Here is a 17,933-nt window from a genome sequence, read left to right on the forward strand (position 1 = left end):
AGCTCCTCGAAAGACTTTTTAGGAAATAGCAAACAAAATAGGCCGCGAATCATGCCGATGACTTGATGGGTTGTCAAGGGCGGCTGATGCGAACTGCTGAGTGGTCGATCTGAAGAGGCGGGTGATTTATTTCCGGCGCTTGACCTGTAAACTCGCGAGCTTTGGCTCTGTGCTGTTGCAGGCGCGCAGTATCGCATAAGTAGGCGCTTTGTTCGCCTGCTGTTTATCTAAAGGCGCAATCTCTTTCAATGAATCTGCTCAAATCGTTGGCCGCCGTCAGCTCTATCACCATGATTTCCCGGGTTTTGGGGTTTGTGCGTGACACCCTGTTGGCACGCATTTTTGGTGCAAGCATGGCCACGGATGCGTTCTTTATTGCCTTTAAATTGCCAAATCTGCTGCGACGGATCTTCGCTGAAGGCGCGTTTTCCCAGGCATTCGTGCCGATTTTGGCCGAATACAAGACCCAGCAGGGTGAGGAAGCGACTCGCACCTTCATTGCCTACGTATCGGGCCTGCTGACCCTGGTGCTGATGCTGGTAACTGTCCTCGGCATGCTCGCCGCTCCCTGGGTGATCTGGGCCACGGCCCCCGGTTTTGCCAACACGCCGGAAAAATTCGCGCTGACCACCGACCTGTTGCGGGTGACGTTCCCTTATATATTGCTGATTTCCCTGTCGTCGCTGGCCGGGGCAATCCTCAACACGTGGAACCGTTTCTCGGTGCCTGCGTTCGTGCCGACCCTGCTGAACGTCAGCATGATCATCTTCGCGCTTTTTCTTACACCGTATTTCGATCCTCCCGTCATGGCCCTGGGTTGGGCCGTGCTGGCTGGCGGCCTGGCGCAATTGCTCTACCAACTGCCGCACCTGAAAAAGATCGGCATGCTCGTGTTGCCCCGCCTGAACCTCAAAGACACCGGCGTATGGCGCGTGATGCGCAATATGCTGCCCGCGATCCTGGGCGTGTCGGTGAGCCAGATTTCCCTGATTATCAACACGGCGTTCGCCTCGTTGCTGGTTTCGGGCTCGGTCTCGTGGATGTACTACGCCGACCGCCTGATGGAATTGCCATCCGGCGTGCTAGGCGTGGCGCTGGGCACCATTTTGCTGCCAACCCTGGCGCGTACCTACGCCAGCAAGGACCGCCAGGAATACTCGCGCATCCTCGATTGGGGCCTGCGCCTGTGCTTTGTGCTGGTATTGCCATGCGCCCTGGCCCTGGGGATTCTGGCCGAGCCGCTGACCGTGTCGCTGTTCCAGTACGGCCAATTTGATGCGCATGACGCATTGATGACTCAGCATGCGCTGGTCGCTTATTCCGTCGGCTTGCTTGGCATCATCGTGATCAAAGTGCTGGCGCCGGGCTTCTATGCGCAGCAAAACATCCGTACTCCGGTAAAAATCGCGATCTTCACGCTGATCGTCACGCAACTGCTCAACCTGGTGTTTATTGGCCCGTTGGCCCACGCCGGCCTGGCGCTGGCGATCAGTGCGGGCGCGTGCATCAATGCGGGCCTGCTGTTTTACCAACTGCGCAAGCAGCAGATGTTCCAGCCGCAGCCGGGCTGGGGCCTGTTTTCCCTCAAATTATTAGTGGCAGTGGCGGCGATGTCGGCGGTATTGCTGGGCCTGATGCACTTTATGCCCGCCTGGGATGAAGGCCATATGCTGGAGCGCTTCATGCGCCTGGGTGTATTGGTAGTGGCGGGCGTGGTGGTGTACTTCGGGATGTTGCTGCTGCAAGGCTTCCGCCTGCGGGATTTCAATCGCAAGTCCATAGGCTAGAGAGTTTGCCGCGATAAAACCGTTGTTTTATCGATTCGACCCATTTGGCCTGTTCTGTTGCCTGTCGTCCGGGGCCGGGTGTGGTTATAATCGACCACTTTATGAGCAAGAAGCGCGTTATGCAGCTGGTTCGAGGTCTCCACAACCTGCGCCCCCAGCATCGGGGCTGCGTCGCCACTATTGGCAACTTTGACGGTGTTCACCGTGGCCACCAGGCTATCCTGGCCCGGCTGCGCGAGCGCGCGGTCGAGTTGGGCGTGCCCAGCTGTGTGGTGATTTTTGAGCCACAGCCGCGGGAATACTTTACCCCCGAAACGGCCCCGGCTCGCCTGGCCCGCCTGCGGGACAAGCTGCAACTGCTGGCCGAAGAAGGTGTGGACCGCGTCCTCTGCCTGGCCTTCAACCAGCGTTTGCAAAGCCTCAGTGCTGCCGAGTTCGTCGACCGTATCCTGGTGGATGGCCTGGGCGTGCAGCACCTGGAGGTCGGCGACGACTTCCGTTTTGGTTGCGACCGCGTAGGCGATTTCGATTTCCTGCAACACGCCGGCGTCAATCAGGGTTTTACCGTCGAAGCCGCGCAAACCGTCGAGTTGGACGGGCTGCGCGTGAGCAGTACCCAGGTGCGTAACGCCCTGGCCGCTGCCGACTTCGCCTTGGCCGAGCGGTTGCTCGGTCGCCCGTTCCGTATTGCCGGGCGGGTATTGCACGGCCAGAAGCTGGCGCGCCAATTGGGCACGCCAACCGCCAACGTGCAACTCAAGCGCCGTCGTGTGCCACTCACCGGGGTTTACCTGGTGAGTGTCGACATCGACGGCCAGCCGTGGCCAGGAGTCGCCAACATAGGCGTCAGGCCCACGGTTGCAGGTGATGGCAAGGCCCACCTGGAAGTTCACCTTTTGGATTTTGCCGGTGATCTGTATGACCGGCGTTTGACGGTGGTTTTCCACCAGAAGCTGCGTGAAGAGCAGCGTTTCGCCTCGCTTGAGGCGTTGAAAACGGCGATCAATGCGGATGTCGCCGCCGCCCGTGCACTAGCCGCACCTAGCGCCCATCGCTAACCGAAGAGCCTTAAATGACCGACTATAAAGCCACGCTAAACCTTCCGGACACCGCCTTCCCAATGAAGGCCGGCCTGCCACAGCGCGAACCGCAGATCCTGCAGCGCTGGGACAGTATTGGCCTGTACGGAAAGTTGCGCGAAATTGGCAAGGATCGTCCGAAATTCGTCCTGCACGACGGCCCTCCTTATGCCAACGGCACGATTCACATCGGTCATGCACTGAACAAGATTCTCAAGGACATGATCCTGCGCTCGAAGACCCTGTCGGGCTTCGACGCGCCGTACGTGCCGGGTTGGGACTGCCACGGCCTGCCGATCGAGCACAAGGTCGAAGTAACCCACGGCAAAAACCTGGGCGCCGATAAAACCCGCGAACTGTGCCGTGCCTACGCCACCGAGCAGATCGAAGGGCAGAAGTCCGAATTCATCCGCCTGGGCGTGTTGGGCGAGTGGGACAACCCCTACAAGACCATGAACTTCAAGAACGAGGCCGGTGAAATCCGCGCCTTGGCCGAGATCGTCAAGGGCGGTTTCGTGTTCAAGGGCCTCAAGCCCGTGAACTGGTGCTTTGACTGCGGTTCGGCCCTGGCTGAAGCGGAAGTCGAGTACGAAGACAAAAAGTCCTCGACCATCGACGTGGCTTTCCCGATTGCCGATGAGGCCAAGCTGGCCGAGGCGTTTGGCCTGGCATCGCTGGCCAAGCCTGCCGCCATCGTGATCTGGACCACCACCCCGTGGACCATCCCGGCCAACCAGGCGCTGAACGTGCACCCGGAGTTCACCTACGCCCTGGTAGACGTCGGCGACCGCCTGCTGGTGCTGGCTGAAGAGATGGTTGAGGCCTGCCTGGCCCGTTATGAGCTGCAGGGTTCGGTCATCGCGACCACCACGGGTAGCGCGCTGGAACTGATCAACTTCCGTCACCCGTTCTATGACCGTCTGTCGCCGGTGTACCTGGCTGACTACGTGGAACTGGGCTCGGGTACCGGTATCGTTCACTGCTCGCCTGCTTACGGCGTAGATGACTTTGTCATCTGCAAGAAGTACGGCTTGGTCAACGATGACATCATCAATCCGGTGCAAAGCAACGGCGTCTACGTGCCGTCGCTGGAATTTTTCGGTGGCCAGTTCATCTTCAAGGCCGACCAGCCGATCATCGAGAAGCTGCGTGAAGTCGGTGCGCTGATGCAAACCGCGGCCATCCAGCACAGCTACATGCACTGCTGGCGCCACAAGACTCCGCTGATCTACCGCGCTACCGCGCAGTGGTTCATCGGCATGGACAAAGAACCGACTCAGGGCGACACCCTGCGTAACCGCGCGATCAAAGCCATCGAAGACACCAAGTTCGTCCCGGCCTGGGGCCAGGCGCGCCTGCACTCGATGATCGCCAACCGCCCGGACTGGTGCATCTCCCGCCAGCGCAACTGGGGCGTGCCGATCCCGTTCTTCCTGAACAAGGAAAGCGGCGAGCTGCACCCACGCACTGTTGAGCTGATGGAAGAAGTGGCCCTGCGCGTCGAACAGGAAGGCATCGAAGCCTGGTTCAAGCTGGACGCTGCTGAGCTGCTGGGCGATGAAGCGCCGCAGTACGACAAGATCAGCGACACCCTCGACGTATGGTTCGATTCGGGTACCACCCACTGGCACGTGCTGCGTGGCTCCCACCCGATGGGCCATGAAACCGGTCCGCGCGCTGACCTGTATCTGGAAGGCTCCGACCAACACCGTGGCTGGTTCCACTCGTCCCTGCTGACCGGTTGCGCCATCGACAACCACGCGCCGTACCGCGAACTGCTGACCCACGGTTTTACCGTCGATGAGACGGGCCGCAAGATGTCCAAGTCGCTGAAAAACGTGATCGAGCCGAAAAAGATCAACGACACCCTGGGCGCCGACATCATGCGTCTGTGGGTTGCGTCGACCGACTATTCGGGTGAGATCGCGGTATCGGACCAGATCCTGGCCCGTAGCGCCGATGCCTACCGTCGTATCCGCAATACCGCACGCTTCCTGCTGTCGAACCTGACCGGTTTCAACCCGGCCACCGACATCCTGCCGGCCGAGGACATGCTCGCCCTGGACCGTTGGGCCGTGGACCGTACTCTGTTGCTGCAACGCGAGTTGCAGGAAAACTACGGTGAATACCGCTTCTGGAATGTCTACTCGAAGATCCACAACTTCTGCGTGCAGGAGTTGGGTGGTTTCTACCTCGACATCATCAAGGACCGCCAGTACACCACCGGCGCCAACAGCAAGGCCCGCCGTTCGGCCCAGACCGCGCTGTTCCACATCTCCGAAGCGCTGGTGCGCTGGATCGCCCCGATCCTGGCCTTCACCGCCGACGAACTGTGGGAATACCTGCCGGGCGAGCGTAACGAGTCCGTGATGCTCAACACCTGGTATGAAGGCCTGACCGAACTGCCGGCCGACTTCGAACTGGGCCGCGAGTACTGGGAAGGCGTAATGGCCGTCAAGGTTGCGGTGAACAAGGAGCTGGAAGTTCAGCGTGCGGCCAAGGCCGTCGGTGGCAACCTGCAAGCCGAAGTCACCCTGTTTGCCGAGGAAGGCCTGACCGCCGACCTGGCCAAGCTGAGCAACGAACTGCGCTTCGTGCTGATCACCTCCACCGCGAGCCTGGCGCCTTTCGCCCAGGCTCCGGCAGACGCGGTCGCCACCGAGGTGCCGGGCCTGAAGCTCAAAGTGGTCAAGTCGGCCTTCGCCAAGTGCGCCCGTTGCTGGCACTGCCGTGAAGATGTCGGCGTAAACCCTGAGCACCCGGAAATCTGCGGTCGTTGCGTCGACAACATCAGCGGTGCTGGCGAGGTTCGCCACTATGCCTAATGCCGGCCGTTTCGGACGTCTGGGCTGGCTCGTATTGAGTTTGCTGGTCCTGGTCATTGACCAGGTCAGCAAGGCTCATTTCGAAGGCTCCCTGCAGATGTTCCAGCAGATCGTGGTGATCCCCGATTACTTCAGCTGGACCTTGGCCTACAACACGGGCGCCGCTTTCAGTTTCCTGGCGGATAGTGGCGGTTGGCAGCGTTGGCTGTTTGCCCTGATCGCCGTGGTGGTCAGCGCAGTGTTGGTAGTGTGGCTCAAACGCCTGGGCCGCGATGACACCTGGCTGGCTATCGCTTTGGCGCTAGTGTTGGGCGGCGCATTGGGCAACCTGTACGATCGCATTGCCCTGGGCCATGTGATCGATTTCATCCTCGTGCATTGGCAGAACCGCTGGTATTTCCCGGCATTCAACTTTGCCGACAGCGCCATCACCGTCGGTGCAATCATGCTGGCGTTGGACATGTTCAAGAGCAAGAAAACCGGAGAGACCGTCAATGACTGATCAGGTATTGGCTGAGCAACGCATCGGCCAGAACACGGAAGTCACTTTGCATTTTGCACTGCGCCTGGAGAACGGCGACACGGTCGACAGCACGTTCGACAAAGCCCCAGCCACCTTCAAGGTCGGCGACGGCAACCTGCTGCCAGGCTTCGAAGCGGCCCTGTTCGGTTTCAAGGCGGGCGACAAGCGCAACCTGCAGATCCTGCCGGAAAACGCCTTCGGCCAGCCCAACCCGCAAAACCTGCAGATCATCCCGCGCTCGCAATTCGAAGGCATGGACCTGTCGGAAGGCTTGCTGGTGATCTTCAATGATGCGGCGAATACCGAGCTGCCTGGTGTGGTGAAAACCTTCGATGACACCCAGGTGACTATCGACTTCAACCACCCGTTGGCCGGTAAAACCTTGACCTTTGACGTTGAAATCATCGACGTTAAAGCGCTCTGATTAACGACGCGGTTTAAAAAATGTGGGAGGGGGCTTGCCCCCGATAGCGGTGGGTCATTAGATAAATCTTTGACTGATACACCGCCATCGGGGGCAAGCCCCCTCCCACCTTTGATCTTCATTGTCAGTTGGGTTAGCGTCATACCTGACCCAAATAGCTGCAAGACACGAGGCACAGCATGCAAATCAAACTCGCCAACCCCCGTGGCTTCTGCGCCGGCGTGGACCGGGCGATCGAAATCGTCAACCGCGCCCTGGAAGTCTTCGGGCCACCGATTTATGTGCGCCATGAAGTCGTCCACAACAAATTCGTGGTCGAAGACCTGCGCGCACGCGGCGCTATCTTCGTCGAAGAGCTAGACCAAGTGCCTGACGACGTTATCGTAATCTTCAGCGCCCACGGTGTATCCCAGGCCGTGCGTACCGAAGCGGCAGGCCGTGGCCTGAAAGTCTTCGATGCCACCTGCCCGCTGGTCACCAAAGTGCATATCGAAGTTGCACGCTATAGCCGTGACGGCCGCGAGTGCATCCTGATCGGCCACGCCGGTCACCCGGAAGTCGAAGGCACCATGGGCCAGTACGACGCCAGCAACGGCGGTGCGATCTACCTTGTGGAAGACGAAAACGACGTCGCCAACCTGCAAGTACACAACCCCGAGCGCCTGGCATTCGTGACCCAGACCACGTTGTCCATGGACGACACCAGCCGCGTGATCGACGCGCTGCGCAGCCGATTCCCCGCCATCGGCGGGCCGCGCAAGGATGACATCTGCTACGCCACCCAAAACCGCCAGGATGCGGTCAAGCAACTGGCCAATGAGTGCGACGTAGTCCTGGTGGTCGGCAGCCCTAACAGCTCCAACTCCAACCGCCTGCGCGAATTGGCTGAGCGCATGGATACGCCGGCGTACCTGATCGACGGTGCCGAAGACATGCAGCGCAGTTGGTTCGATGGCGTTGAGCGTATCGGCATCACAGCAGGTGCCTCGGCCCCGGAAGTGCTGGTGCGCGGTGTGATCCAGCAACTGCACGCCTGGGGGGCAACCGGCGCTGACGAACTGGCCGGCCGCGAAGAGAACATCACGTTCTCGATGCCCAAGGAACTGCGGGTTCGCTCTCTGCTCTGAGCGTCAGTGTGCCGGAGCCACTCCGGCACAACGCCTGCTCGGCTTTGTCGCTGCGCAGGCTGATGCGCCCGCTGGGCGCCAGCACGACTTGGTACAGGCTTTGAGCCTGATCCGTGGCGCACACATGCACGGTGCCGGCACGAAATCCCCCGCCTGAAAATATCGGCTCGCCCAAGCCGCTGAAACGGACCTGACTCTTTACGGGGCCATTGCCCACGACCGACACCTGCCCACTGGCCTGGCGCTCCAGCAGCACCGGATTGTCGTCATCCAGGTGGCCACGCCCACTCACATCCAGGATCACCCGCCAGCCGTTACTCCACTCTTCGTCCAGCGCGTGGATAACCACCGGCCCGTTGCGCGTGATGGCTTCTGTGCGTGCATAGCGCAACCCCTGCGCCACAGATTGAGCTGCAGTTTGCTGGCGTTGTAACTCCAGCAGCCCCTTGAAACCAGGCACTGCGAGGTGAGCCAAGATACTGCCCAGCATCAGCCCGAGCAGCAGTTCGATCAGGGTAAAACCGCGTTGCCGCATGGGGCGCTCCTCCTTGGATGTGGGTACAGCCATAGGTATAGCGCCCGGTCCGTGATGCCGAGTGATGGCCTTTATGTCCAAAGTATTTCCCTTTGTTCCTGGAGCAGCACAGGTAAAAAACCGACGCTAGTCTTGGGCCGCGTAGCAGGGTTTTCCTGCATATTTTTTGGGCCTTCGACACGGACGACGACGGTAATGCTTGTATACCCCGCCACATTTTTCCCTCGCGCTACAACGCGCTCTGAAGCCGGCATGACGCTGATCGAGGTGCTGGTGACGGTGCTGATTCTCGCCGTCGGGCTACTGGGCGCGGCGGTGATCCAGCTCAGTGCGCTCAAGTTCACCGACAGCTCAAGGATGACCAGCCAGGCCAGTTTCATCGCTTACGACATGCTCGACCGAATTCGCGCCAACTCTGCCGTGGATTACGGCTGGGGCCGGGCCGCGGGCGCCTCTGCAAGCCCCACGGCCGCCAGTGTGCGTGACCTGGACCTACGTGATTTCGATGCCAATATCCTCGGTTTTGCCGGGGCGAGTGCCAAAGGTTCGGTGGTGGTCAGTGGCGACGAGGTGACCGTCAGTATCAGTTGGGATGACAGTCGGGGAGCTCACGCACCTGGCGCGTGGGAAACCTTTACCTTGACCAGTCGTAAGGAGGGCGCGCAATGAAGCGCTTTGCCCGCGGCTTCACTCTGGTGGAAGTGCTGTTGGCCCTGGCAGTGGGGCTTGTGTTGATACTTGGCGTGAGCCAGGTAGCGATCGGCTCGCGGGCTACCCAGGCCAGTCAGCAGGCCGCTATGTTGTTGCAGGACGATGCTCGGTTTGCCCTCGGGAAGATGATTCAGGATATCCGCCAAGCGGGCATGTTTGGCTGCTTGGCCACGACTGTTATCGACAATGCCCCGCCGGCCTTTGATCAGCCCATCAGTTGGCGCGCTGGAAGCGGTTCAAAGGCATTAACGTTGGTGGCTGCCGAGGTCGGCGGCGCAGGCAAGCCTGACTGGACAGTGTTGTCCGATTGCACGGGGGCTGCCCAGGCTTACGCCGGCAGCTCGCCTGTACCTGCTCCTGGGCAAATCCGTTTTGCGATACGCCAACTCACCTACACCTTCGAAGCCGGCCAGCTGAAACTCAGTACGCCTGCAACGCCCGCCAAGGCGGTGCTGGTGGATAACGTGCGGGCGTTCGATATCAGTTTTGGCATGGCGGCCAAGCCGACATCGACCTCAGTGGTGCGCTACGACGCTAACCCGGTCGACGCGTCCTTGATTCGTAGCGTGCGCATCCTGATGACGCTGCAAGACCCGAGCGGGCGCGTACAGGATCAAACCTACAGCGTCGTGGCGGCGCTGCGAAACCGTTTGGGGTAGGGCGGCCATGGTGCATTTCGACGGCGGTTACAAGCGCCAGGGCGGCATGGTCCTGCTGATGGGGCTGGTGTTTTTGCTGATGTTGTCGCTCATCAGCCTTTCATCCATGCAAGGCGCGATCGCTCAACAAAAAGTCGCCGGTAGTCTCTGGCATCGCAATCAGTCGTTTCAAAGTGCCGAGAGTGGCCTGAGGTTGGGGGAGGCTAGCGTGCGACGGGCATTTGCGACCTTGCCGATGTGCCAATCCGTAAGCGCTTGTGCGCCACCGGACGAGGCGTATTCAGTGATGGGCGCGGGTACGAACCCTGTTTCCGGCGTTGCGTGGGCTGCTCTGAAAGGCGGTCTCCATGGGGTGCAATTCCTGGGGCCGGCTTTAGGGTTGGCGCATTTGCCAGCGCAAACCCCGGCCGCGCTGTATCGAGTCACGGCGGTCGGGCTCAGCGGTCAGTCGCGCACGGTGCTGGAAAGTCTGTATGCACGGGTAGAGGAGGAGGGCGGCTCGCGATTTCGGCGAGTGGCGTGGCGACAACTTCAATAAGGAGCAGTGAAATGCGCATGGACAGCAGGGGCTTTACCCTGATCGAGTTACTGGTCGCCGTGGCGATCATCGCGCTGTTGGCCGGGATCGCATACCCCGGTTATACCGGCCATATGAAAAAGGTGTATCGCACGGAAATTGCCGCACTGCTGATCGAGCAAGCGCAGCACCTGGAGCGCTTTTATACGAGGAACGGCACTTTTATTGATGCAAGCGACGTCAGTGCAGGCAATGATCGCTATAGAATCACCGCAGCATTGACCCCTCAGGGTTTCTATCTGGTCGCTACGCCTGCCGTTGAGTCGGTAATGGCGGGTGACCCTTGCGGCGAGTTCAGCCTGACCAGCACCGGTGTGCGGGCCAATCCGGGCGCGGCCCCTGAAATGTCGCGCGTGCAGTGCTGGGGGCAATGATGAGAGTGCTGGATGGCTGGGCGCCGGGTGCGCTTGTTCCTATTTATCGGCTGGATCAAATGATGGCTAAGCAACAGCAGGTAGTGATTGTCGGTGGCGGAGTCATCGGCTTGTTGACGGCGTTCAACCTCGCGTCCCAGGGGCAGGCGGTTGTGCTGCTGGAGCGTGCGGGGTTGGGGCAGGAGTCGTCGTGGGCTGGCGGTGGCATTGTTTCGCCGTTGTATCCGTGGCGCTACAGCCCGGCAGTCACTGCATTGGCCCATTGGTCCCAGGATTTTTATCCACAGCTGGCTGAGCGTCTGTTTGATGCTACCGGTGTCGACCCGGAAGTTCACACCACGGGGCTGTATTGGCTAGACCTGGATGACGAAGCCGAAGCGCTTGCCTGGGCTGCTCGTGAAGGGCGGCCGTTGAGCAAAGTGGATGTGTCGGCGGCCCACGATGCGGTTCCGGTGCTGGGTGGTGGGTACTCTCAGGCGATCTACATGGCCAACGTGGCCAATGTGCGCAACCCGCGCCTGGTCAAGTCCCTCAAGGCTGCGCTGCTGGCATTGCCGGGCGTCACTATTCACGAGCAGTGCGAAGTGACCGGGTTCGCTCTGGATGGCGGCAATGTGGTCGGAGTGAACACGGCGGACGGTCCGATTTTCGGCGATCAGGTCGTATTGGCGGCAGGCGCGTGGAGTGGTGACTTGCTCGGCACATTGGGCCTGGCATTGCCGGTGGAGCCGGTCAAAGGCCAGATGATCCTGTACAAGTGCGCTTCGGACTTTTTGTCGAGCATGGTCCTGGCCAAAGGGCGTTATGCGATCCCTCGGCGTGACGGTCACATCCTGATCGGAAGCACCCTGGAGCATGAGGGCTACGACAAGACGCCGACCGAATCGGCACTGCAAAGCCTCAAGGCGTCTGCAGTAGAGTTGATTCCGGCCCTCGCTGACGCGCAAGTAGTAGGGCATTGGGCCGGGTTGCGGCCGGGTTCGCCAGAAGGTATTCCGTATATCGGCCCGGTGCCAGGCTTCAACGGGTTGTGGCTCAACTGCGGGCATTACCGCAATGGCCTGGTGCTTGCGCCGGCATCCTGCCAGTTGTTTGCCGATTTGTTACTGGGGCGCAGGCCGATTATCGACCCCGCACCTTATGCGCCAGCAGGTCGGATCAACGCTGGATAGACTTCGGGCCCTGCTCCAGGTGTGCCTGGGTGCAATACCACTGTTGGCCTGAACTCAGTGCGTGATTCTGTGGCAGATGTACGCCGCAGTGGGCGCAGCGCACCATCAGTGCGGCGCCTGGCTCGCTGGCACGTTGCTGCTTGGCGGCTGGGCTTTTGAATTTGCGCCAGAACCATACCGCGGCAGCAATAACGGCAATCCAGAACAGTAGACGAACCATGATGGGTAGTTTCTCGACGAGTAATGCGCCAGTTTAGCCAAGGACATCACAGGCGCACAGCGCAATAATGCTCGCCCATAAAAAAGGGAGCCTCGAAGGGCTCCCTTTTTTGCGTTGCGTCGACTGAATCAGTCAAACACACCGAAGGTCATGTAGCTGAACCACGAGCGGTCCTGGTTGTTGCCCAGGGCTTGCGGCTCTTCTTCTTCGATGACGTCGCCGTTTTCGTCGTGTGGCTTGAGGTCCGAAGGGATGGCCTCTTTGGCGTCCTGGAACTGCTTCATCACGTCTTGGTTGGCGCGGGTTTCGCCCGGCGGCAGCGGTGGACGGGACTCGATCAGGCCCAAGGTGTACTTGCTCAGCCACGAACGGTTGTCGGCTTCGGCAACCTGCGGCACGAACTGGCCGTCTTTCAGGCTTGGGTGGTCCGGGTAGTTGAGTTTGAGGGTTTCCAGGCTGGTGTTAGCCAGGTCGTCCAGGTGCAGACGCTGATAAGCCTCGGTCATCACAGCCAGGCCATCACCGACGGATGGGGTTTCCTGGAAGTTTTCCACTACATAGCGACCACGGTTGGCGGCGGCTACATAGGCCTGACGGGTCAGGTAGTAGTGAGCCACGTGGATTTCGTAGGACGCCAGCAGGTTGCGCAGGTAGATCATGCGCTGCTTGGCATCAGGCGCGTAGCGGCTGTTGGGGTAGCGGCTGGTCAGCTGGGCGAACTCGTTGTAGGAGTCGCGGGCAGCACCCGGGTCACGCTTGGTCATGTCCAGCGGCAGGAAGCGCGCCAGCAGGCCAACGTCCTGGTCGAACGAGGTCAGGCCCTTCATATAGTAGGCGTAGTCGACGTTCGGGTGCTGCGGGTGCAGGCGGATGAAGCGCTCTGCGGCAGACTTGGCGGCTTCCGGCTCGGCGTTCTTGTAGTTGGCGTAGATCAACTCAAGTTGGGCCTGGTCGGCGTAGCGCCCGAACGGATAGCGTGACTCCAGCGCCTTCAGCTTGGCTGTGGCGCTGGTGTAGCTATTGTTGTCCAAGTCTTTCTGAGCCAGTTGGTACAACTCGACTTCGCTCAGGTTTTCGTCGACGACTTCCTTTGTTGACGAGCAAGCAGCAGTCATGGCGAGGATGGCGATCAGCAGCAGGTGTTTCACTTGCATGGCGGCTTGCGTCCCTATGACGGCCGCTGTCTTGGGCGGGGCCGTCCTGTTATGATGAGCGCCCCGTTGAAAGCCTCGGGGCAAAAGACGCCGTATTTAACCACAAGCGCGCAGCCGAAACCAAAGGCTGTGCCACGCCTAGTCTGAGCATGTCCGATAAAATTGAACTTCGCGCAGAGGTGCCGTCCGAATTGGGCGGCCAACGCCTCGATCAAGTCGCCGCACAATTATTCGCTGAGCACTCGCGCTCGCGCCTTTCCGCCTGGATCAAAGACGGCCGCCTGACTGTGGATGGAGCGGTTATCCGCCCGCGAGACATAGTCCATGGCGGTGCGATTCTTGAGCTGACTGCCGAGCAGGAAGCCCAGGGAGAATGGATCGCCCAAGACATCGAGCTGGACATCGTCTATGAAGACGACGACATCCTGGTGATCAACAAACCCGCAGGCCTGGTGGTTCACCCGGCTGCCGGGCACGCTGATGGCACCTTGCTCAATGCCCTGCTGCACCACGTGCCGGACATCGTCAATGTCCCGCGCTGCGGCATCGTGCACCGTCTGGACAAGGACACCACCGGCTTGATGGTGGTCGCCAAGACCATTCAGGCGCAGACGCAGTTGGTCACACAATTGCAGAGCCGCAGCGTCAGCCGTATCTACGAGTGCATCGTGATCGGCGTCGTGGTGGCGGGTGGCAAGATCAACGCGCCTATCGGTCGTCACGGCCAGCAGCGCCAGCGTATGGCGGTGATGGAAGGCGGCAAGCAAGCCGTCAGCCACTACCGTGTGCTGGAGCGTTTCCGCTCCCACACCCATGTGCGGGTCAAGCTGGAAACCGGCCGTACCCACCAGATTCGTGTGCATATGGCCCACATCAACTTCCCGTTGGTCGGCGATCCGGCCTACGGTGGTCGCTTCCGCATTCCGCCTGCGGCCAGCCAAACCATGGTTGAGTCGTTGAAGTCGTTCCCGCGCCAGGCGCTGCATGCACGCTTCCTGGAACTGGATCATCCGACGAGCGGTAAGCGCATGAGCTGGGAATCGCCTCTGCCAGACGATTTGGTCTGGTTGTTGTCGCTGCTCAAGCAGGATCGCGAGGCGTTCATCGGATGAGTGACTGGCTGATTCCTGACTGGCCTGCGCCGGCTCAGGTGAAAGCCTGCGTCACCACCCGTGCGGGCGGCGTCAGTCTGGCGCCGTTCGACAGCCTCAACTTGGGCGATCATGTCGAGGACAGCCTGGAAGCTGTGCTTGAAAATCGTCGCCGTCTTAGCGATGCCTTCAATATTCAGCCGGCCTGGCTGCGTCAGGTTCACGGGGTAACTGTGGTCGAAGCCGACCCCAGTCGCACCGCCGAAGCGGATGGCAGTTGGACCAGCACCCCAGGCGTTGCCTGCACCTCAATGACTGCCGATTGCCTGCCCGCGTTGTTCTGCAACCGCGCAGGCACGCGTGTAGCGGCCGCTCACGCCGGTTGGCGTGGGTTGGCAGGTGGCGTGCTGGAAGCCGCTTTGGATAGTCTGGGTGCCGAGCCCGCGGATGTTCTGGTCTGGCTCGGCCCGGCCATCGGCCCGCAAGCCTTTGAAGTCGGCCCGGAAGTGCGTGAAGCCTTCATGCAGCAACTGCCGATCACCGCCGAAGCCTTCGTGCCCAGCCGCAACCCCGGCAAGTTCATGGCCGACATCTATAAGCTGGCCCGCCTGCGCCTTGCTGAGCAAGGAGTCACCGCTGTTTATGGTGGCGGTTTCTGCACCGTGAACGACCCGCGCTTCTTTTCTTACCGCCGCAGTGCTCGCACGGGTCGGTTTGCCTCCCTTATCTGGCTCGAACGCTAGACTCTCCTGACTTGGGTCAACTGTCTGACGCTTGAAACTTCCAGAATCCACCCCATCTATAAGGGTATCTGGCAGGTTTCTTCATTCAGGATGTTTTATAGCTCCGGCCTGCTCAAAAGGAAGGTGACTAATGCGTATTGATCGTTTAACCAGCAAATTACAGTTGGCATTGTCTGACTCTCAATCCCTGGCGGTGGGCCTCGACCACCCGGCCATCGAGCCTGCGCACTTGATGCAGGCGCTTCTGGAACAGCAAGGTGGTTCTATCAAGCCCTTGCTGATGCAGGTGGGCTTCGACGTCAACAGCCTGCGCAAGGAGTTGAGCAAAGAGCTCGACCAACTGCCAAAAATCCAAAACCCGACCGGCGACGTGAATATGTCCCAGGACCTGGCGCGCCTGCTTAACCAAGCAGACCGCCTGGCCCAGCAGAAAGGCGACCAGTTCATTTCCAGCGAACTGGTGCTGCTCGCCGCCATGGACGAAAACAGCAAGCTCGGCAAGTTGTTGCTGGGCCAGGGTGTGAGCAAGAAAGCCCTGGAAAACGCCATCAACAACCTGCGTGGCGGCGACGCGGTAAACGACCCCAACCATGAGGAGTCGCGCCAAGCCCTGGATAAATACACCGTCGACCTGACCAAGCGCGCCGAAGACGGCAAGCTCGACCCCGTGATCGGCCGTGACGATGAAATTCGTCGCACCATCCAGGTGTTGCAACGTCGCACCAAGAACAACCCGGTGCTGATCGGTGAGCCTGGCGTGGGTAAAACCGCGATTGCCGAAGGGTTGGCTCAGCGCATCATCAATGGTGAAGTGCCGGACGGCCTCAAAGGCAAGCGTTTGCTGTCCCTGGACATGGGGGCGTTGATCGCCGGTGCCAAGTTCCGTGGTGAGTTCGAAGAGCGTCTGAAATCCCTGCTTAATGAGCTGTCGAAGCAGGAAGGGCAAATCATTCTGTTTATCGACGAACTGCACACCATGGTCGGCGCCGGTAAAGGCGAAGGCTCGATGGATGCGGGCAACATGCTCAAGCCAGCCTTGGCGCGGGGTGAGTTGCACTGCGTTGGTGCCACTACGCTCAACGAATATCGCCAGTACATTGAAAAGGACGCGGCGCTTGAGCGTCGTTTCCAGAAAGTACTGGTGGAAGAGCCGAGCGAAGAGGACACCATCGCGATCCTGCGTGGCCTGAAAGAGCGTTATGAAGTCCACCATAAGGTGGCGATTACTGACGGCGCGATCATTGCGGCGGCCAAATTGAGCCATCGCTATATCACCGATCGTCAGTTGCCCGACAAGGCCATCGACTTGATCGACGAAGCGGCCAGCCGCATCCGCATGGAGATCGACTCCAAGCCGGAAGTGCTCGACCGTCTGGATCGGCGTTTGATTCAACTGAAAGTTGAGTCCCAGGCCCTGAAGAAAGAAGAAGACGACGCGGCGAAGAAACGCCTGGAAAAACTTCAGGAAGAAATCGTCCGTCTCGAACGCGAGTATTCGGACCTGGAAGAAATCTGGACCTCGGAAAAAGCCGAAGTGCAGGGCTCTGCGCAGATCCAGCAAAAAATCGAGCAGTCGCGCCAGGAGCTGGAAGCCGCGCGCCGTAAAGGCGACCTGAACCGCATGGCCGAGTTGCAGTACGGAGTGATCCCCGACCTGGAGCGCAGCCTGCAAATGGTCGACCAGCACGGTAAAAGCGAAAACCAGTTGCTGCGCAGCAAGGTGACCGAGGAAGAAATTGCCGAAGTCGTCTCGAAGTGGACCGGCATTCCGGTGTCGAAAATGCTCGAAGGTGAACGCGACAAGCTGCTGAAGATGGAAAGCCTGTTGCACCAACGCGTGATCGGCCAGGAAGAGGCCGTGGTGGCTGTGTCCAACGCAGTGCGGCGTTCGCGGGCCGGGTTGTCCGACCCTAATCGCCCAAGCGGCTCGTTCATGTTCCTCGGCCCGACCGGCGTAGGTAAGACCGAGCTGTGCAAGGCCTTGGCCGAGTTCCTCTTTGATACTGAAGAGGCCATGGTGCGGATCGATATGTCCGAGTTCATGGAGAAACACTCGGTGGCTCGTCTGATTGGCGCACCACCAGGCTATGTAGGCTACGAAGAAGGCGGTTACCTGACCGAAGCCGTGCGGCGTAAGCCTTACTCGGTGATCCTGCTGGATGAGGTCGAGAAGGCGCACCCGGATGTGTTCAACATCTTGCTGCAAGTGCTGGAAGATGGCCGTCTGACGGACAGTCATGGGCGTACCGTGGACTTTCGCAATACGGTGATCGTGATGACCTCCAACCTGGGCTCGGCGCAGATCCAGGAACTGGTTGGGGACCGCGAAGGCCAGCGTGCTGCTGTCATGGATGCGCTGACCAGCCACTTCCGCCCGGAATTTATCAACCGGGTCGACGAAGTGGTGATTTTCGAGCCTCTGGCGCGGGATCAGATCGCGGGCATCACCGAGATCCAGTTGGGTCGCCTGCGTAGCCGTCTGGCTGAGCGTGAGCTTAACCTGGTGTTGAGCGGCGAGGCGTTGGACAAGCTGATCGCGGTCGGTTACGACCCGGTGTATGGCGCACGGCCTCTGAAACGTGCGATCCAGCGCTGGATCGAGAACCCGCTGGCGCAGTTGATCCTGTCGGGCAGCTTTATGCCAGGCACCAGCGTCGAGGCGACCGTGGAAAACGACGAAATCGTCTTCCACTGAGACCTGCAACTGGCGTAATAAAAGAGGGCCCCGCATCGCGGGGCCTTTTTTTTCGATAGGGCGTTGAACTGTAAGGAAAAGGCTAGTAAAGTGCGCCCCGCAACAACGTCAGCCCACGGGTTTCTTCTCCCCAAGAAGAAATCAGAAACAAGCGCAAATCATTGTCTTAAAAGCAATTTAAAGGGTTGACAGGGGTTTTTAAGATTGTAGAATAGCGCGCCTCAGACATGACAACGT

17 protein-coding genes are annotated in these 17,933 nt (G+C 59.9%); 14 read left to right on the top strand and 3 right to left on the bottom strand.

The genetic code is table 11. From position 1 onward, the window contains the following. The first annotated feature begins 248 nt into the window (after nucleotides 1-248). The 6 genes from murJ to ispH all read left to right on the top strand — a co-directional run bounded on the left by murJ (nucleotide 249) and on the right by ispH (nucleotide 7,765). The gene (gene murJ, locus ICY20_RS00475; protein WP_159958948.1) at nucleotides 249-1,787 is read left to right on the top strand and encodes a murein biosynthesis integral membrane protein MurJ; all 1,539 of its coding nucleotides are present in this window, start codon (nucleotides 249-251) and stop codon (nucleotides 1,785-1,787) included. 119 nt (nucleotides 1,788-1,906) lie between these two features. Next, nucleotides 1,907-2,845 carry a bifunctional riboflavin kinase/FAD synthetase gene (ribF, locus tag ICY20_RS00480; RefSeq protein ID WP_194936723.1) on the top strand — a complete coding sequence of 313 codons (939 nt, stop codon included), beginning with the start codon at nucleotides 1,907-1,909 and terminating at the stop codon, nucleotides 2,843-2,845. A 14-nt stretch (nucleotides 2,846-2,859) separates the two neighbouring features. Beyond that, nucleotides 2,860-5,691 (top strand): isoleucine--tRNA ligase, encoded by a 2,832-nt coding sequence (ileS, locus tag ICY20_RS00485; protein ID WP_194936724.1) that lies wholly within the window; start codon nucleotides 2,860-2,862, stop codon nucleotides 5,689-5,691. Next, nucleotides 5,684-6,193 (top strand): signal peptidase II, encoded by a 510-nt coding sequence (gene lspA / locus ICY20_RS00490; protein ID WP_159958954.1) that lies wholly within the window; start codon nucleotides 5,684-5,686, stop codon nucleotides 6,191-6,193. The genes ileS and lspA overlap by 8 nt, the downstream gene beginning before the upstream one ends. 7 nt (nucleotides 6,194-6,200) lie before the next feature. Next, complete coding sequence (locus tag ICY20_RS00495) at nucleotides 6,201-6,638, top strand: FKBP-type peptidyl-prolyl cis-trans isomerase (RefSeq protein ID WP_194937087.1); 438 nt, start codon at nucleotides 6,201-6,203, stop codon at nucleotides 6,636-6,638. A gap of 179 nt (nucleotides 6,639-6,817) precedes the next feature. Next, the gene (gene ispH, locus ICY20_RS00500) at nucleotides 6,818-7,765 is read left to right on the top strand and encodes a 4-hydroxy-3-methylbut-2-enyl diphosphate reductase (protein WP_159958958.1); all 948 of its coding nucleotides are present in this window, start codon (nucleotides 6,818-6,820) and stop codon (nucleotides 7,763-7,765) included. On the opposite strand, the gene ICY20_RS00505 is transcribed toward ispH, so the two are convergent. Then, nucleotides 7,719-8,300: a GspH/FimT family pseudopilin gene (locus ICY20_RS00505; RefSeq protein WP_194936725.1), complete on the bottom strand. Its 582-nt coding sequence runs from the start codon at nucleotides 8,298-8,300 to the stop codon at nucleotides 7,719-7,721. The two genes, ispH and ICY20_RS00505, sit on opposite strands and share 47 nt — an antisense overlap. Before the next feature lie 195 nt (nucleotides 8,301-8,495). Here ICY20_RS00505 and pilV point away from each other — a divergent pair, with 195 nt between their 5' ends. The 5 genes from pilV (at nucleotide 8,496) to thiO (ending at nucleotide 11,793) form a co-directional block, all read left to right on the top strand. Further along, on the top strand, nucleotides 8,496-8,969 hold the full coding sequence (gene pilV, locus ICY20_RS00510) for a type IV pilus modification protein PilV (protein WP_194936726.1): 474 nt from the start codon (nucleotides 8,496-8,498) through the stop codon (nucleotides 8,967-8,969). Further along, nucleotides 8,966-9,670 (top strand): PilW family protein, encoded by a 705-nt coding sequence (locus tag ICY20_RS00515; protein ID WP_159958964.1) that lies wholly within the window; start codon nucleotides 8,966-8,968, stop codon nucleotides 9,668-9,670. The genes pilV and ICY20_RS00515 overlap by 4 nt, the downstream gene beginning before the upstream one ends. A 7-nt stretch (nucleotides 9,671-9,677) precedes the next feature. Then, complete coding sequence (locus ICY20_RS00520) at nucleotides 9,678-10,208, top strand: pilus assembly PilX family protein (RefSeq protein WP_228758248.1); 531 nt, start codon at nucleotides 9,678-9,680, stop codon at nucleotides 10,206-10,208. An 11-nt stretch (nucleotides 10,209-10,219) separates the two neighbouring features. Then, nucleotides 10,220-10,621: a type IV pilin protein gene (locus ICY20_RS00525; RefSeq protein WP_194936727.1), complete on the top strand. Its 402-nt coding sequence runs from the start codon at nucleotides 10,220-10,222 to the stop codon at nucleotides 10,619-10,621. Nucleotides 10,622-10,683: 62 nt separating this feature from the next. Further along, nucleotides 10,684-11,793 carry a glycine oxidase ThiO gene (thiO, locus tag ICY20_RS00530; protein WP_159958968.1) on the top strand — a complete coding sequence of 370 codons (1,110 nt, stop codon included), beginning with the start codon at nucleotides 10,684-10,686 and terminating at the stop codon, nucleotides 11,791-11,793. Here the strand turns inward: thiO and ICY20_RS00535 are convergent. Next, on the bottom strand, nucleotides 11,780-12,013 hold the full coding sequence (locus ICY20_RS00535; protein ID WP_159958970.1) for a PP0621 family protein: 234 nt from the start codon (nucleotides 12,011-12,013) through the stop codon (nucleotides 11,780-11,782). The two genes, thiO and ICY20_RS00535, sit on opposite strands and share 14 nt — an antisense overlap. A gap of 128 nt (nucleotides 12,014-12,141) precedes the next feature. Next, nucleotides 12,142-13,167, bottom strand: coding sequence for an outer membrane protein assembly factor BamD (locus ICY20_RS00540; protein WP_194936728.1), 1,026 nt, complete (start codon nucleotides 13,165-13,167; stop codon nucleotides 12,142-12,144). 149 nt (nucleotides 13,168-13,316) lie between these two features. Here ICY20_RS00540 and rluD point away from each other — a divergent pair, with 149 nt between their 5' ends. From rluD to clpB, 3 genes are all read left to right on the top strand, one after another. Continuing rightward, a complete protein-coding gene (gene rluD / locus ICY20_RS00545) occupies nucleotides 13,317-14,279 on the top strand; it encodes a 23S rRNA pseudouridine(1911/1915/1917) synthase RluD (RefSeq protein WP_017737920.1) in 963 nt (320 codons plus the stop codon). Beyond that, complete coding sequence (gene pgeF, locus ICY20_RS00550; RefSeq protein WP_159958974.1) at nucleotides 14,276-15,001, top strand: peptidoglycan editing factor PgeF; 726 nt, start codon at nucleotides 14,276-14,278, stop codon at nucleotides 14,999-15,001. The genes rluD and pgeF overlap by 4 nt, the downstream gene beginning before the upstream one ends. A gap of 130 nt (nucleotides 15,002-15,131) precedes the next feature. Then, nucleotides 15,132-17,696, top strand: coding sequence for an ATP-dependent chaperone ClpB (gene clpB, locus ICY20_RS00555; protein ID WP_194936729.1), 2,565 nt, complete (start codon nucleotides 15,132-15,134; stop codon nucleotides 17,694-17,696). Nucleotides 17,697-17,933 lie beyond the last annotated feature (237 nt).

This window comes from Pseudomonas pisciculturae (assembly GCF_015461805.1).
In the GTDB taxonomy this organism is placed as follows: domain Bacteria; phylum Pseudomonadota; class Gammaproteobacteria; order Pseudomonadales; family Pseudomonadaceae; genus Aquipseudomonas; species Aquipseudomonas pisciculturae.

Excerpts from the sequence above, each read along its gene's own strand:
- murJ (WP_159958948.1), top strand. The coding sequence starts at position 249 with ATGAATCTGCTCAAATCGTTGGCCGCCGTCAGCTCTATCACCATGATT.
- ribF (WP_194936723.1), top strand. The coding sequence starts at position 1,907 with ATGCAGCTGGTTCGAGGTCTCCACAACCTGCGCCCCCAGCATCGGGGC.
- ileS (WP_194936724.1), top strand. The coding sequence starts at position 2,860 with ATGACCGACTATAAAGCCACGCTAAACCTTCCGGACACCGCCTTCCCA.
- lspA (WP_159958954.1), top strand. The coding sequence starts at position 5,684 with ATGCCTAATGCCGGCCGTTTCGGACGTCTGGGCTGGCTCGTATTGAGT.
- ispH (WP_159958958.1), top strand. The coding sequence starts at position 6,818 with ATGCAAATCAAACTCGCCAACCCCCGTGGCTTCTGCGCCGGCGTGGAC.
- ICY20_RS00505 (WP_194936725.1), bottom strand. The coding sequence starts at position 8,300 with ATGCGGCAACGCGGTTTTACCCTGATCGAACTGCTGCTCGGGCTGATG.
- pilV (WP_194936726.1), top strand. The coding sequence starts at position 8,496 with ATGCTTGTATACCCCGCCACATTTTTCCCTCGCGCTACAACGCGCTCT.
- ICY20_RS00515 (WP_159958964.1), top strand. The coding sequence starts at position 8,966 with ATGAAGCGCTTTGCCCGCGGCTTCACTCTGGTGGAAGTGCTGTTGGCC.
- ICY20_RS00520 (WP_228758248.1), top strand. The coding sequence starts at position 9,678 with ATGGTGCATTTCGACGGCGGTTACAAGCGCCAGGGCGGCATGGTCCTG.
- ICY20_RS00525 (WP_194936727.1), top strand. The coding sequence starts at position 10,220 with ATGCGCATGGACAGCAGGGGCTTTACCCTGATCGAGTTACTGGTCGCC.
- thiO (WP_159958968.1), top strand. The coding sequence starts at position 10,684 with ATGGCTAAGCAACAGCAGGTAGTGATTGTCGGTGGCGGAGTCATCGGC.
- ICY20_RS00535 (WP_159958970.1), bottom strand. The coding sequence starts at position 12,013 with ATGGTTCGTCTACTGTTCTGGATTGCCGTTATTGCTGCCGCGGTATGG.
- ICY20_RS00540 (WP_194936728.1), bottom strand. The coding sequence starts at position 13,167 with ATGCAAGTGAAACACCTGCTGCTGATCGCCATCCTCGCCATGACTGCT.
- rluD (WP_017737920.1), top strand. The coding sequence starts at position 13,317 with ATGTCCGATAAAATTGAACTTCGCGCAGAGGTGCCGTCCGAATTGGGC.
- pgeF (WP_159958974.1), top strand. The coding sequence starts at position 14,276 with ATGAGTGACTGGCTGATTCCTGACTGGCCTGCGCCGGCTCAGGTGAAA.
- clpB (WP_194936729.1), top strand. The coding sequence starts at position 15,132 with ATGCGTATTGATCGTTTAACCAGCAAATTACAGTTGGCATTGTCTGAC.